At 66.7% G+C, this 13,186-nt stretch carries 11 protein-coding genes; 1 reads left to right on the forward strand and 10 read right to left on the reverse strand.

Annotation, left to right across the window (positions count from 1 at the left end; genetic code table 11):
- Nucleotides 1-80: 80 nt before the first annotated feature.
- The 8 genes from J8I82_RS21960 to J8I82_RS21995 form a co-directional block, all read right to left on the reverse strand.
- On the reverse strand, nucleotides 81-386 hold the full coding sequence (locus J8I82_RS21960; RefSeq protein WP_209761020.1) for an STAS domain-containing protein: 306 nt from the start codon (nucleotides 384-386) through the stop codon (nucleotides 81-83).
- A 154-nt stretch (nucleotides 387-540) separates the two neighbouring features.
- Complete coding sequence (locus tag J8I82_RS21965) at nucleotides 541-1,170, reverse strand: MlaC/ttg2D family ABC transporter substrate-binding protein (protein ID WP_133093457.1); 630 nt, start codon at nucleotides 1,168-1,170, stop codon at nucleotides 541-543.
- Nucleotides 1,163-1,342, reverse strand: coding sequence for a hypothetical protein (locus J8I82_RS21970; RefSeq protein WP_209761021.1), 180 nt, complete (start codon nucleotides 1,340-1,342; stop codon nucleotides 1,163-1,165). The genes J8I82_RS21965 and J8I82_RS21970 overlap by 8 nt, the downstream gene beginning before the upstream one ends.
- A 37-nt stretch (nucleotides 1,343-1,379) precedes the next feature.
- Complete coding sequence (locus J8I82_RS21975; protein WP_209761022.1) at nucleotides 1,380-2,387, reverse strand: MlaA family lipoprotein; 1,008 nt, start codon at nucleotides 2,385-2,387, stop codon at nucleotides 1,380-1,382.
- Nucleotides 2,384-2,902 carry an outer membrane lipid asymmetry maintenance protein MlaD gene (gene mlaD / locus J8I82_RS21980; protein ID WP_209761023.1) on the reverse strand — a complete coding sequence of 173 codons (519 nt, stop codon included), beginning with the start codon at nucleotides 2,900-2,902 and terminating at the stop codon, nucleotides 2,384-2,386. Before mlaD ends, J8I82_RS21975 begins: the two co-directional genes overlap by 4 nt.
- A gap of 76 nt (nucleotides 2,903-2,978) precedes the next feature.
- Entirely contained in the window at nucleotides 2,979-3,758 is a 780-nt protein-coding gene (mlaE, locus tag J8I82_RS21985; RefSeq protein ID WP_209761024.1) for a lipid asymmetry maintenance ABC transporter permease subunit MlaE, read from the reverse strand.
- A complete protein-coding gene (locus J8I82_RS21990; RefSeq protein WP_209761025.1) occupies nucleotides 3,755-4,573 on the reverse strand; it encodes an ABC transporter ATP-binding protein in 819 nt (272 codons plus the stop codon). The genes mlaE and J8I82_RS21990 overlap by 4 nt, the downstream gene beginning before the upstream one ends.
- Before the next feature lie 135 nt (nucleotides 4,574-4,708).
- Entirely contained in the window at nucleotides 4,709-5,797 is a 1,089-nt protein-coding gene (locus J8I82_RS21995; protein WP_209761026.1) for a Bug family tripartite tricarboxylate transporter substrate binding protein, read from the reverse strand.
- A 249-nt stretch (nucleotides 5,798-6,046) separates the two neighbouring features.
- Between J8I82_RS21995 and J8I82_RS22000 the strand changes: the two genes are divergently transcribed.
- Nucleotides 6,047-6,586 (forward strand): GNAT family N-acetyltransferase, encoded by a 540-nt coding sequence (locus J8I82_RS22000; protein ID WP_209761027.1) that lies wholly within the window; start codon nucleotides 6,047-6,049, stop codon nucleotides 6,584-6,586.
- An 87-nt stretch (nucleotides 6,587-6,673) separates the two neighbouring features.
- On the opposite strand, the gene J8I82_RS22005 is transcribed toward J8I82_RS22000, so the two are convergent.
- The gene (locus J8I82_RS22005; protein WP_209761028.1) at nucleotides 6,674-8,137 is read right to left on the reverse strand and encodes a glutamate synthase subunit beta; all 1,464 of its coding nucleotides are present in this window, start codon (nucleotides 8,135-8,137) and stop codon (nucleotides 6,674-6,676) included.
- A gap of 119 nt (nucleotides 8,138-8,256) precedes the next feature.
- Complete coding sequence (locus J8I82_RS22010) at nucleotides 8,257-13,050, reverse strand: glutamate synthase-related protein (protein ID WP_209761029.1); 4,794 nt, start codon at nucleotides 13,048-13,050, stop codon at nucleotides 8,257-8,259.
- Between the last annotated feature and the right edge of the window lie 136 nt (nucleotides 13,051-13,186).

Below are 13,186 nucleotides of genomic sequence, written 5' to 3' on the forward strand. Positions count from 1 at the left end.
GCCCGCTGGGCGCGGCGACCGCACCAGGCGTCGCCGGGGCATCGCGTTCGGGCGCAATCGCTGCGCCCGGCGATGCCGGATCAATGTCGGTGGTGGTGGCCGGGACGGGAAAGCGGGTCGACGTCGTTCGCCAGGCCCAGCAGGCCGTCGACACCATACAGGTTGGCCAGCTGCGACAGTTGCGCCGGCACCCCGCGCAGCGTCAGCGCCAGATTGCGGGCGGCTGCGGCACGATGCCACGCCAACAGTATGGCAACCGCGGAAGAATCCACCTGCGCCAGGCCCGTGCAATCAACCTGCGTCTCCCCCTGCGCCACGCGCGCCAGCCCGTCGCGCAGCACGGCGGCGGCGTTCTGGTTGGTCAGCGAGGTACCCAGCGAAAGCATGGTGGCGTCAGGAAGCGCAGGCGATGTGGATGGATGGCAATGCGGGCGCAAACAAAAGCTCCCGCGCTGAGGCGGGAACCAGTGCCGCGAACGGCCATTGTAGTGCAAGATCGGCGCGCCGTGCTGCATTGCAGCGGCGCGCGCTCGCCGCGACTTAGCTCTTTGCGTTGGCCAGCTGGCGGTTGCGGTCTTGCAGCGTCTTGATCACGCCCTCGACGCCCTGCTGGCCGACGATGGTGTTGAAGCTGCCCTTGTAGGCCTCGGTCAGCCACGCGCCCAGCACGTTGATGTCGTAGACTTTCCAGCCGTTCGCGGTCTTCTCCAGGCGGTAGTCCATCTGGATCGGCTCGCCCTTGTTGATGACCTGGGTGCGGATGGTGGCATCAGTGTCCTCAGGCGTGCCGCGGTACGGGCGGTATTGCACGGCCTGGTCGCGGATCTGGGCGATGGCGCCGGCGTAAGTGCGGATCAGCAAGGTCTTGAACTCTTCGGTGATCTGCTTCTGCTGCTCGGGCGTCGCCTTCGACCAGTTGCGGCCCATCGCGATCTGCGTGGTCTTCTGGAAATTGGCGTTCGGGATGATCTTCTGCTCGACCAGCGCGGTGATCTTGGCGATATTGCCGGCCTGCATGTCCTTGTCGGCCTTGACAGTCGTCATGACGTCGTTGACCACGGCCTTGACCAGCCCGTCCGGAGTGGCGGCGTCCGTGCCCGACACCTGTGCATGGGCAGCGCCGGCGAAGGCTACTACCGTAAGGAAGGGGACCAACAGTCGCTTAATCATGGATTTTTCCTTCTTTCTCAAAGACGTTTGCCGGCGAGGTCACCGGACGAGCGCCGCCTGGCGGCAGCGGCCTTGCGGTGATTGGAACATAAGCACGGCTGGCGAGTTGCTCGCGCCAGCGCCTTTCCCGCCACTTACAAACAAATTGTTTCAGCCCTGACAGGACTTTCACAGCCTGGCGCCAGCCCGTCGGGACTGGCGCAACAAGCTCAGCGAATCCGGATCACGCCCGGGACGATACGCTGCATCGGCTCCACCGTCGGCACCGGCAGGCTCTGGCTTTCCGGCTGGATGTCGCCCTTGGGCGGCGTCGCGACAGGCGCGGAGGCATCGGCCGGCGGCGTGGCCGCGGGTGCGGACGCATCCGCCGCTTGTGCGCCGGGCGCCGGCGCCGCAGGCGTGGTGGCGCCGGCAGGCTTCTCGCCCTCGGCGTCCGCGGGGACAGCCGGCGCTGCGGGTGCGGCGCCATCCCTGTCCGCATCGCCGTCAGCTTCCGGCGGATTGCCGTCGTACACCAGGTACTGGCGCCGCTGCAGGTAGGAGTCGCGCAGGAAGGAATACTTGTCCAGCGCCGCCTGCTCCAGCAGGTTGCTGGCGCCCAGCAGTTGCGCGCGGCCCGCGACGATGCGCACGCCGGTCAGCGAATTGCGCAGCGATACCGGGTAAATATAGGCCGACGGGTCGAACTGGCGATCCACCAGCATGCCGCCGGTATCGCGCACCGAGCTCGGGCCGAACAGCGGCAGCACCAGGTACGGGCCTGGCGGCACGCCCCACACACCCAGCGTCTGGCCGAAGTCTTCCTTGTACTTGGGCAGGCCGGCCGGCGTGGCGATGTCGATCAGGCCGCCCAGGCCCAGCACGGAGTTCATCGCGACCCGCATCGAATCCTCGGCGGCGCGCGTGGGCTTGCCCTGCAGCAGGTTGTTCACCGCCGAATACGCATCGCTAACGTTGGAGAAGAAGTTTTCCACCGCGCGCTGCACCGGTGTCGGCATGTAGTCGGCGTAGATCTCGGCCACCGGGCGCAGGATGCCTTTGTCGAAGTCCTCGTTGATCTTCGAGACTTCGCGGTTAAAGGGCTCGAGCGGATCCTTCGGGTTGGCCGTGGGGCCGGTGGCACAGCCTGCGAGCAGCGCAGCGGCTGCCGCCGCGGCCATCAGGCCTGCCACCGGGCGGCGCGCGGCGCGGCCCGGCTTGACGGGGGGAACGCTCATTTGGCATCCCCACCCAGCGCCGGCGCGCTGGCGCCGGCCGCGGGCGAGCCGCTGGCACCGGCATCCGCCGCCTTGTTGTATAGGAACTGGCCGATCAGGTTTTCGAGCACCACCGCGGATTGCGTCATGGTGATGCGGGCGCCATCGGCCAGCATCGCGGTGTCGCCACCGGCTTCCAGGCCGATGTACTGCTCGCCCAGCAGGCCCGAAGTCAGGATCTTGGCCGAGGTGTCCTTGGGAAACTGGTAGCGCTTCTCCAGATTCATCTCGACGGTGGCCTGGTAGGTCTTGTCGTCGAAGCGGATCGCCGCGACACGCCCGACCACCACGCCGGCACTCTTGACCGGCGCGCGCGGCTTGAGCCCGCCGATATTGTCGAAGCGGGCCTGCACGCTGTAAGTGTCCTGGAAGGTGAAGGCGCTCATGTTTCCCGCCTTGAGGGCCAGGAACAGCAGGGCCACAAACCCCGCCGCCACGAACAGCCCCACCCAGAAATCGAGTGTGATCTTTTTCATCGGATTCTCTTCTTCAACCCCGTAGTGTCTTGTCGCTGCCTTTTTTGTCAGTCTCGCCCGCGCCCCTGGCCCAGCCTCAGTTGCTGAACATCAGCGCGGTCAGCAGGAAATCCAGCCCCAGTACCGCCAGCGACGCGATCACCACGGTGCGGGTGGTCGCGCGCGAGACGCCTTCGGGCGTCGGCTTGGCCTCGAAACCCTGGTACAAGGCGATGAACGTCACGGCTATGCCGAAAATAAAGCTCTTGATCACGCCATTGAGCACGTCGGCGCGCACGTCGACGCCGCCCTGCATCTGCGACCAGAAAGCGCCGGCGTCGACCCCGATCAGCTGCACGCCGACCACGTAGCCGCCCAGGATGCCCACCGCGCTGAAGATCGCCGCCAGCACCGGCATGGCGATCACGCCCGCCCAGAAACGCGGCGCGACCACGCGCTGCAGCGGGTTCACCGCCATCATTTCCATCGCGGTCAGTTGCTCGCCCGCCTTCATCAGGCCGATCTCGGCGGTCAGCGAGGTGCCGGCGCGGCCCGCAAACAGCAGCGCGGTCACCACCGGCCCCAGTTCGCGCACCAGCGACAGCGCCACCAGCAGGCCCAGCGCCTGCTCCGAGCCGTAGCGGTTCAGCGTGTAATAGCCCTGCAGCCCGAGCACGAAGCCGACGAACAGGCCAGACACGGCGATGATCACCAGCGACAGGTTGCCGACAAAGAAAACCTGGTCGGTCACCAGCCGGAAGCGGCGCAGCAGCGCCGGCGACAGGCCCAGCACGGTCAGGAACATACGCGTGGCATGGCCCAGGCCAGTCACGCTGCGGCGCACCGCCGCGCCGATGGTGGCAAGGAAACCGATCACCGCGCGCCTCCGGCAAAGTCTTCGGCCAGCGACGGTCCCGGGTAGTGGAACGGCACCGGGCCGTCCGCCTCGGCGTGGACGAACTGGTGCACGAACGGGTCGGTGGAGGCGCGCAGCGCCTCGGGCTCGCCCTGCGCGGCGATGCGCCCGTCGGCAATGAAATACACGTAGTCGGCGATCTGGAAGGTCTCGTGCACGTCGTGCGAGACGATGATCGTGGTCGCGCCGAGTGCGTCGTTGAGGCTGCGGATCAGGCGGGCGGTCAGGCCGAGCGAGATCGGGTCGAGGCCGGCGAAGGGCTCGTCATACATCAGCAGCGCGGGATCGAGCGCGATCGCGCGCGCAAGCGCCACGCGCCGCGCCATGCCGCCGGAGATCTGCGACGGCATCAGGCCGCGGGCGCCGCGCAGGCCGACCGCGTTCAGCTTCATCAGCACCAGGTCGCGGATCATCGAATCCGGCAGGTCGGTATGCTCGCGCAGCGGAAAGGCCACATTGTCGAAGACCGACAGATCGGTAAACAGCGCGCCGAACTGGAACAGCATGCCCATCTGGCGCCGTACCGCATACAGTCCGCGGGTATCGAGCCGGTGGATATCGGTGCCGTCGAAGCGGACCGAGCCCGCCTGCGGGCGCACCTGGCCGCCGATCAGCCGCAGCACCGTGGTCTTGCCGCACCCCGAACCGCCCATCACCGCGATCACCTTGCCACGCGGGAATTGCATGGTGAGGCCGGACAGGATGGGCTTGCCGTGGTCCGCATAAGCGAAATCCACCGCATTCAGTTCGACGAGGTTTTGAGCAGGGTCGGTCACGTTGGCACCGGTCGGGACAGGGGCGCATTATAAGGTGTACTACCTAGCCCTGCTGGCACCCGTGTGCCGGGCACCACATCGCTGCCGACCGATGCAATAGGAAAGCGTCTTATTCTGCGAGCGAAAACTCTCGCTTCAGGGTTCTTGCACCTGGCTGACGTCCCGCAGGATGACCTGCCACTGGATCGATTCTGAACGGATGGCCGTGGCAAAGGCCTCCGGCGAATCGCGCAGCGTGGTCAGTCCGGCGGCCTGCAGCCGTGAGCGCACCTCGCGCTCGGACATCACCGCATCGAGCTCGACTGCCAGCCGCGAAACGATCGCCCGCGGCGTCTTGGCGGGCGCCATCACGCCGAACCAGGCCGCGGCCGCATACCCTTCCAGCCCCGACTCCTGCAGCGTCGGCACCAGCGGCGCCAGCGGCGAGCGGGCCACGCCGGTCACGCCGATCAGCCGCAGCCCGCCGCTGCGGACCTGGCTCTGCACCGCGGCGAACGAACAGAAGCAGGCGCTGATCCGGCCGGCAAGCATCTCCTGCACCACCGCGGCCTCGCCCTTGGCGGTGACCAGCGGCACGCCGTTGCGGATGCCGCGCACGGCGTACTCGGCGTACAGGTGCGAAGGGCTGCCCGGCTGGCCATAGCCGTAGCTGTAGGAAGCCGGGCTGGATTTCACCGCGGTCATCCATTGCTCCGTCGTACGCATCGGCAGCCGGGCGTCGATCACCAGGAACAGCGGTGTGGTGGCGACCCGCGCCACCGGGGTGAAATCGCGCACCACGTCATAGGGCACGGGCTCCAGGCCCGGCTGGATCAGCATGTTGGCCTGGTGGAACAGCAGCGTATGCCCGTCCGAACTGGCCTTGGCGACGACATCGCCGGCGGTGGTACCGGCTGCGCCGGGGCGGTTGTCGACCTCCATCGGCACGCCAAGCCGCTCCGACAGGCGCTCCGCCAGCAGACGGGCGACCGCGTCGGCCACGCCGCCGGCCGGGAACGGCACGATCAGGCGCATCGGCCGGTTCGGGAACGACATGCTGCGTACCAGCTGCGGCCCGGCTATCGCCGGCGTCGCGGGCACGGCGAGCGCGAGCGTGGCACAGCCCAGGACATAGAGGCACAGGAAAGGCTTGAGCCAGCGCCGGAGCAACGCCCATGCGGATTGCCACGACGCTAGCTTTGCTTTACCTCGCCAAAGCTGCGGCATATTGCGCACTTCGGTCATCAATTTCCTCCCACCCATCCCCTGAGGGGACGGCGAGCTGGTTCTGGGGAAAAAGGATTCGCGAGGCGGTTTCCGTGAGTTGTTTTTTGAAAATTGTAAGTACATTGCCCGGACGGCCACAGGCACGTAAACCATAGCCGGGAGAACCCTGAAGGCCTTGCCCAGCCTTGCCAAACGCGCCATTGCCAGGTCCGGCGGCAGCCCCGCCTCCAACCCGAACCGGCATGGGCCGCGGTCTATAATCGCGCGATGACGATGTTTCCCCTGCGGCCCATGGTGGCCGCCGACCTGCCCGCCGTGATGGACGTGCAGGCCACCTGCTATACCGAGGTGCTGCTGGAAAGCTGCGACGCGCTGGCCAGCCGGCTGGCGCTCTCCCCCACCACCTGCTGGGTCGCCGACGATCCGCACCGGCCCGGTGCCCTGGCCGCCTACCTGTTCACCCACGCCTGGCCCGAGACCAGCCTGCCCCCGCTCGATGGCGTGCTCGACGACGGCTGGCGCCAGGCGCCAACGCCGGCGTCCCTGACATGGTTCGTCCACGACATGGCCGTGGCGCCCGCGGGCCGCAGCCGCGGGCTGGCGCCACGCCTGTACGCGGCGGCGCAGGCGGCCGCGGTGGCAGCCAGACTGCAGCATTCGCGGCTGATTGCCGTACAGTCGGCGGCGCCGTGGTGGCGCAGGCTCGGGTACGCGCCAGTGGCGGCGGAGACCGCTGCGCGGCACGCCCGCAAGCTGGCGGACTATGGTGCGGCCGCGGTCCTGATGGAAAAGACGCTAGCCGGCTGAGGCCCGCCGCAGCGCCGCGTCCGCAACGAAAAAAAGCCCGCCGGCTTGCGCCGGGCGGGCTTTTTTGTTGCGGCAGTGACCTGCGGATCAGCGCGGCAGGTCGGTATGCCCCATCAGGAACGCATCGACCGAACGCGCGGCCTGGCGGCCTTCGCGGATGGCCCACACCACCAGCGACTGGCCACGGCGCACGTCACCGGCGGCGAACACCTTGGGCACGTTGGTGTGGTACGCGCGCTCGCCCTCGGTCGCGGCCTTGGCGTTCTTGCGTGCATCGGTGTCGACGCCGAAGGCTTCCAGCATCGAGCCCACCGGGTTGGTGAAGCCCATCGCCAGCAGCACCAGGTCGGCCGGCAGGATGAACTCGCTGCCTTCCACTTCCTGCATGCGGCCATCCTTCCACTCGACGCGGCAAGCCTTCAGCGCGGTGACCTTGCCGTTCTCGCCGATGAATTCCTTGGTGGCGACCGACCAGTCGCGCTCGCAGCCTTCATCGTGCGAGGACGAGGTGCGCAGCTTGATCGGCCAGTACGGCCACACCAGCGGCTTGTTCTCTTCTTCCGGCGGCTGCGGCAGCAGTTCGAACTGGGTCACCGAGGTGGCGCCGTGGCGATTGGACGTGCCCACGCAGTCCGAACCGGTATCGCCGCCACCGATCACGATCACGTTCTTGCCTTCGGCGCGGATGTCGTTGGCGCCATCGCCAGCCACTTCCTTGTTCTGCGGAATCAGCATTTCCAGCGCGAAGTGGATGCCGTTCAGGTCGCGGCCCGGTACCGGCAGGTCGCGCGGCACTTCCGCGCCGCCTGCCAGCACCACGGCGTCGAACTGGTCCATCAGGGCCTGGGCCGAGATGGTTTCACGCGCATAGTTCTTGATACCGGCCGGCAGTTCGCCATCGGTCACCATCACGCCGGCGCGGAAGGTCACGCCTTCTGCCTGCATCTGTTCCATGCGGCGGTCGATCAGCGACTTCTCCATCTTGAAGTCGGGGATGCCGTAGCGCAGCAGGCCGCCGATGCGGTCGTTCTTTTCGAACACGGTCACGTCATGGCCGGCACGTGCCAGCTGCTGCGCGGCAGCCATGCCGGCGGGGCCGGAGCCGACCACGGCGACGGTCTTGCCGGTCTTGTGGCGCGGCAGCTGCGGTGCCACCCAGCCTTCTTCCCAGGCCTTGTCGATGATGGCGTGCTCGATCGACTTGATGCCCACGGGCAGCTCGTTGATGCCCAGCGTGCAGGCGGCCTCGCACGGTGCCGGGCAGATGCGGCCGGTGAACTCGGGGAAGTTGTTGGTCTGGTGCAGCACCTCGATCGCCGACTTCCAGTCCTGGCGGTACACCAGGTCGTTGAAGTCGGGGATGATGTTGTTGACCGGGCAGCCGTTGTTGCAGAACGGGATGCCGCAGTCCATGCAGCGCGCACCCTGGAGCTTCGCTTCGCTGTCGGACAGCGCGAACACGAATTCCTTGTAGTGCTTCACGCGCTTGACTACCGGTTCGTAGCCCTCATTCTGGCGCGGAAATTCGAGAAAGCCAGTCGCCTTACCCATGTTGCGTCCTTGGTCATGCTGCGCGGGACCGGCGGCTTCGCCGGCCCTGCGGTGGGGTCAGTATCTTGTCAGGGCCGCCGCGGCTTGCCGCGGCCCATCGCTACGTTGGTTTGCTGCGCTCAGGCCGCGATGGCTTCGCGGTCGCTGTCGCGGGCTGCCTGTTCCTTGGCGTACATCTCGCCCAGCGCGCGCTTGTACTCGGTCGGGAAGACCTTGACGAACTTGCGGCGTGCCGTGGTCCAGTCAGCCAGCAGCGCCTTGGCGCGCTCGGAACCGGTGTAGCGGAAGTGCTGCTCGATCAGGTTGCGCAGGATGACTTCATCCAGCACGCGCTTGCCGTCGACCTTGTGCCACGAAGCCTGGGGCTGGCCCTTCTCCTGGTCGGCCGAGGCCAGCACCGCTTCCAGCGCCACCATCGAGGTATTGCAGCGCTTGTCGAACAGGCCGTCCTCGTCATAGACGTAGGCCACGCCGCCCGACATCCCGGCCGCGAAGTTGCGGCCGGTGCCGCCCAGCACCACCACCGTGCCGCCGGTCATGTACTCGCAACCGTGGTCGCCGGTGCCTTCCACCACCGCCACGGCGCCGGAGTTGCGCACCGCAAAGCGCTCGCCGGCCACGCCGTTGAAGAACGCTTCACCGGCAATGGCACCGTACAGCACGGTGTTGCCGACGATGATGTTGCGGGTCGGATCGCCGCGGAACTCGTGCGGGGCACGCACGATCACGCGGCCGCCCGACAGGCCCTTGCCGACATAGTCGTTGCCGTCGCCCACCAGGTCCAGCGTGATGCCATGCGCCAGGAACGCGCCGAACGACTGGCCGGCCGTGCCTTGAAGCTGGATGTGGATGGTGTCGTCGGGCAGGCCTTCGTGGCCGTACTGCTTGGCCACCACGCCGGACAGCATCGCGCCGACGGTGCGGTTGACGTTCTTGACCGGCTGGATGAACGACACGCGCTCGCCCTTCTCGATCGCCGGGCGGGCCTTGGCGATCAGCACGTGGTCCAGCGCCTTGCCGGCTTCCTGCGACAGGCCGTGATCCTGCACGTCGGTGTGGTACAGCGGCACGTCCGCGCCCAGCGACACCTGGTGGAAGATGCGGCTGAAGTCCAGGCCGCGCGCCTTCCAGTGCTCGATGCCAGCCTTGGTGTCGAGCAGGTCGGCGCGGCCGATCAGCTCGTCGAAGGTGCGGATGCCCAGCTGGGCCATGATCTCGCGGGCTTCTTCGGCAACAAAGAAGAAGAAGTTGACCACGTGCTCCGGCTTGCCCTGGAACTTCTTGCGCAGCTGCGGATCCTGCGTGGCCACACCCACCGGACAGGTGTTCAGGTGGCACTTGCGCATCATGATGCAGCCCTCGGCGACCAGCGGTGCCGTGGCGAAGCCGAATTCGTCGGCGCCCAGCAGCGCGCCGATGACGACGTCGCGGCCGGTCTTCATCTGGCCGTCAGCCTGCACGCGGATGCGGTTGCGCAGGCCGTTGAGCAGCAGCGTCTGCTGCGTCTCGGCCAGGCCCAGCTCCCACGGCGTGCCGGCGTGCTTGATCGACGACCACGGCGAGGCGCCGGTGCCGCCATCATGGCCCGCGATCACGACGTGATCCGCCTTGGCCTTGGACACGCCCGCGGCCACCGTGCCGACGCCCACTTCGGACACCAGCTTGACCGAGATATCCGACGACGGGTTGACATTCTTCAGGTCGTGGATCAGCTGCGCCAGGTCCTCGATCGAGTAGATGTCATGGTGCGGCGGCGGCGAGATCAGGCCCACGCCCGGCACCGAGTAACGCAGCTTGCCGATGTAGTCCGAGACCTTGTGGCCCGGCAGCTGGCCGCCTTCGCCCGGCTTGGCGCCCTGCGCCATCTTGATCTGAATCTGGTCTGCGGAAGCCAGGTACTCGGCGGTCACGCCGAAGCGGCCCGACGCCACCTGTTTGATCTTCGAGCGCAGCGAGTCGCCATCCTGCAGCGGCAGGTCGGCCTCGACCACGTCGCCGAGCAGGCTCTTCAGGCTGTCGCCCTGCTTGATGGGGATGCCGCGCAGTTCATTGCGATAGCGCTTCTCGTCTTCGCCGCCTTCGCCGGTGTTCGACTTGCCGCCGATGCGGTTCATCGCCACGGCCAGCGTGGCATGGGCTTCGGTCGAGATCGAGCCGAGCGACATCGCGCCGGTGGCGAAACGCCGCACGATCTCCTTGGCGGGCTCGACTTCTTCCAGCGGAATCGCCTTGGCCGGATCGACCTTGAACTCGAACAGACCGCGCAGCGTCATGTGGCGCTTGCTCTGGTCGTTGATGATGTTGGCGTATTCCTTGTACGTCTGGTAGGCGCCCTTGCCGTCGTCGGCGCGCACCGAGTGCTGCAGCTTGGCGATCGAGTCCGGGGTCCACATGTGCTCTTCGCCGCGGATGCGGAAGGCGTACTCGCCGCCGGCGTCCAGCATGTTCTCCAGCACCGGGCTGTTGCCGAAGGCGTCCGTGTGCAGGCGCAGCGCTTCCTCGGCCACTTCGAAGATGCCGATGCCCTCGACGTTCGACGGCGTGCCGTGGAAGTACTTTTGCACCAGTTCGCGCGACAGGCCGATGGCTTCGAAGATCTGCGCGCCGGTGTACGACATGTAGGTGGAGATGCCCATCTTGGACATCACCTTGAACAGGCCCTTGCCGACCGCCTTGACGAAGTTCTTGACCGCCTTCTCCGGCGACAGGTCGCCCGACAGGCCGCTGGCCATGTCGGCCAGGGTTTCCATCGCCAGGTACGGGTGCACGGCTTCCGCGCCGTAGCCGGCCAGCAGTGCGAAGTGATGCACTTCACGCGCGGTGCCGGTCTCGACTACCAGGCCGGTGGACGTGCGCAGGCCCTTCTCCACCAGGTGGTGGTGGATCGCGGACGTGGCCAGCAGAGCCGGGATGGCGACATGGTCGGCATCCACCGGGCGGTCGGTCACGATCAGGATGTTGTAGCCCGAACGCACCGCATCGACGGCTTCGGCGCACAGCGAGGCCAGGCGCGCTTCGATGCCTTCCTTGCCCCACGCGGTCGGGTAGCAGATGTTCAGTTCATACGAACGGAACTTGCCGCCGGTGTAGTGCTCGATGTTGCGGATCTTGGCGATGTCCTTGAAGTCCAGCACGGGCTGGGACACTTCGAGGCGCATCGGCGGGTTGATGTTGTTCAGCTCCAGCAGGTTCGGCTTCGGGCCGATGAACGACACCAGCGACATCACCATGTTCTCGCGGATCGGGTCGATCGGCGGGTTGGTGACCTGCGCGAACAGCTGCTTGAAGTAGTGGTACAGCGTCTTGTTCTTGGACGACAGGATCGCCAGCGGCGAGTCGTTGCCCATCGAGCCGGTGGCTTCTTCGCCGGCCAGCGCCATCGGCGCCATCAGGAACTTGACGTCTTCCTGGGTGTAGCCGAAGGCTTGCTGGCGATCCAGCAGCTTGGCCACCGGCTTCTTCTCGGCGGCGACGTCTTCCGGCTTGGCGTCGATCTCGTCCAGCTTGATCCGGACGGCGTCGATCCAGCTCTTGTACGGCTTGGCGTTGGCCAGGTTGTCCTTGAGTTCCTTGTCGTCGATGATGCGGCCCTGCTCCATGTCGATCAGGAACATCTTGCCCGGCTGCAGGCGCCACTTCTCGACGATGCGCGACTCGGGGAACGGCAGCACGCCGGCTTCCGAGGCCAGCACCACGACGTCGTCCTCGGTCACGTAGAAACGTGCCGGGCGCAGGCCGTTGCGGTCCAGCGTGGCGCCGATCTGGCGGCCATCGGTGAAGCAGATCGCGGCGGGGCCGTCCCACGGCTCCATCATGGCGGCGTGGTACTCGTAGAAGGCGCGACGGTTGTCGTCCATCAGCGTGTGCTGTTCCCAGGCTTCCGGGATCATCATCATCATCGCGTGGACGAGAGGGTAGCCGGCCATCGTCAGCAGTTCGAGGCAGTTGTCGAACGATGCCGTGTCGGACTGGCCCGGGTAGATCAGCGGCCACAGCTTGGGCAGGTCGTCGCCCAGCACCGGCGACGAGATCGCGCCGGTACGGGCGTTGATCCAGTTGACGTTGCCCTTGACCGTGTTGATTTCGCCGTTGTGGGCGACCATGCGGTACGGGTGGGCCAGTTCCCAGGCCGGGAAGGTGTTGGTCGAGAAGCGCTGGTGCACCAGGGCCAGGGCCGACACGGCGCGCTGGTCCTGCAGGTCCAGGTAGTACTCGCCGACCTGGTTGGCCAGCAGCAGGCCCTTGTACACCACGGTACGGGCCGACATCGACGGCACGAAGTATTCCTTGCCGTGCTTGAGCTTGAGCGCCTGGATGGCGTGGCTGGCGGTCTTGCGGATGACGTAGAGCTTACGTTCCAGCGCGTCCGTGGTCATGATGTCGCGGCCGCGACCGATGAAGATCTGGCGGATCACCGGCTCGGTCTTGCGCACCGTCGGAGACATCGGCATGTTGCAGTCCACCGGCACGTCGCGCCAGCCCAGCACGACCTGGCCTTCCAGGCGGACCGTGCGCTCCAGTTCCTGCTCGCAGGCCAGTCGCGACGCGTGTTCCTTCGGCAGGAAGATCATGCCGACGCCGTATTCGCCGGCGGGCGGCAGGCTAACTCCCTGCGCAGCCATTTCTTCGCGGTAGAACTGGTCCGGAATCTGGATCAGGATACCGGCACCGTCGCCCATCAGCGCGTCCGCGCCGACCGCGCCCCGGTGGTCCAGGTTCTCGAGGATCTTCAGGCCCTGGGAAATGATCTCGTGGGACTTCTTGCCCTTGATGTGCGCCACCATGCCGACGCCGCAGGCGTCATGCTCGTTGGTGGGGTCGTACATGCCTTGGGCCTGCGGACGCAGGTCGAGGGCGGAAGAAGACTCGCTGATTTGCTCGCTGGTCTGCGCTTGGGCCGAAAGGTTCTTCATTTGGTCCACGGGCTGAATTCCGGTGAAGGCTGCGCGAACTGCTGGACGACCGGAACGGGGACCGCGCGCTTTCTTTATATCCACCCAAACCGGTGGACCGGCGGGAAGGGAAATGGGGACGAAGCTGTCTGCGGGC

Source organism: Cupriavidus consociatus (assembly GCF_017814975.1).
Lineage (GTDB): Bacteria > Pseudomonadota > Gammaproteobacteria > Burkholderiales > Burkholderiaceae > Cupriavidus > Cupriavidus consociatus.

Excerpts from the sequence above, each read along its gene's own strand:
- J8I82_RS21995 (WP_209761026.1), bottom strand. The coding sequence starts at position 5,797 with ATGACCGAAGTGCGCAATATGCCGCAGCTTTGGCGAGGTAAAGCAAAG.
- J8I82_RS21960 (WP_209761020.1), bottom strand. The coding sequence starts at position 386 with ATGCTTTCGCTGGGTACCTCGCTGACCAACCAGAACGCCGCCGCCGTG.
- J8I82_RS22000 (WP_209761027.1), top strand. The coding sequence starts at position 6,047 with ATGACGATGTTTCCCCTGCGGCCCATGGTGGCCGCCGACCTGCCCGCC.
- J8I82_RS21965 (WP_133093457.1), bottom strand. The coding sequence starts at position 1,170 with ATGATTAAGCGACTGTTGGTCCCCTTCCTTACGGTAGTAGCCTTCGCC.
- J8I82_RS22005 (WP_209761028.1), bottom strand. The coding sequence starts at position 8,137 with ATGGGTAAGGCGACTGGCTTTCTCGAATTTCCGCGCCAGAATGAGGGC.
- mlaD (WP_209761023.1), bottom strand. The coding sequence starts at position 2,902 with ATGAAAAAGATCACACTCGATTTCTGGGTGGGGCTGTTCGTGGCGGCG.
- J8I82_RS22010 (WP_209761029.1), bottom strand. The coding sequence starts at position 13,050 with ATGAAGAACCTTTCGGCCCAAGCGCAGACCAGCGAGCAAATCAGCGAG.
- J8I82_RS21975 (WP_209761022.1), bottom strand. The coding sequence starts at position 2,387 with ATGAGCGTTCCCCCCGTCAAGCCGGGCCGCGCCGCGCGCCGCCCGGTG.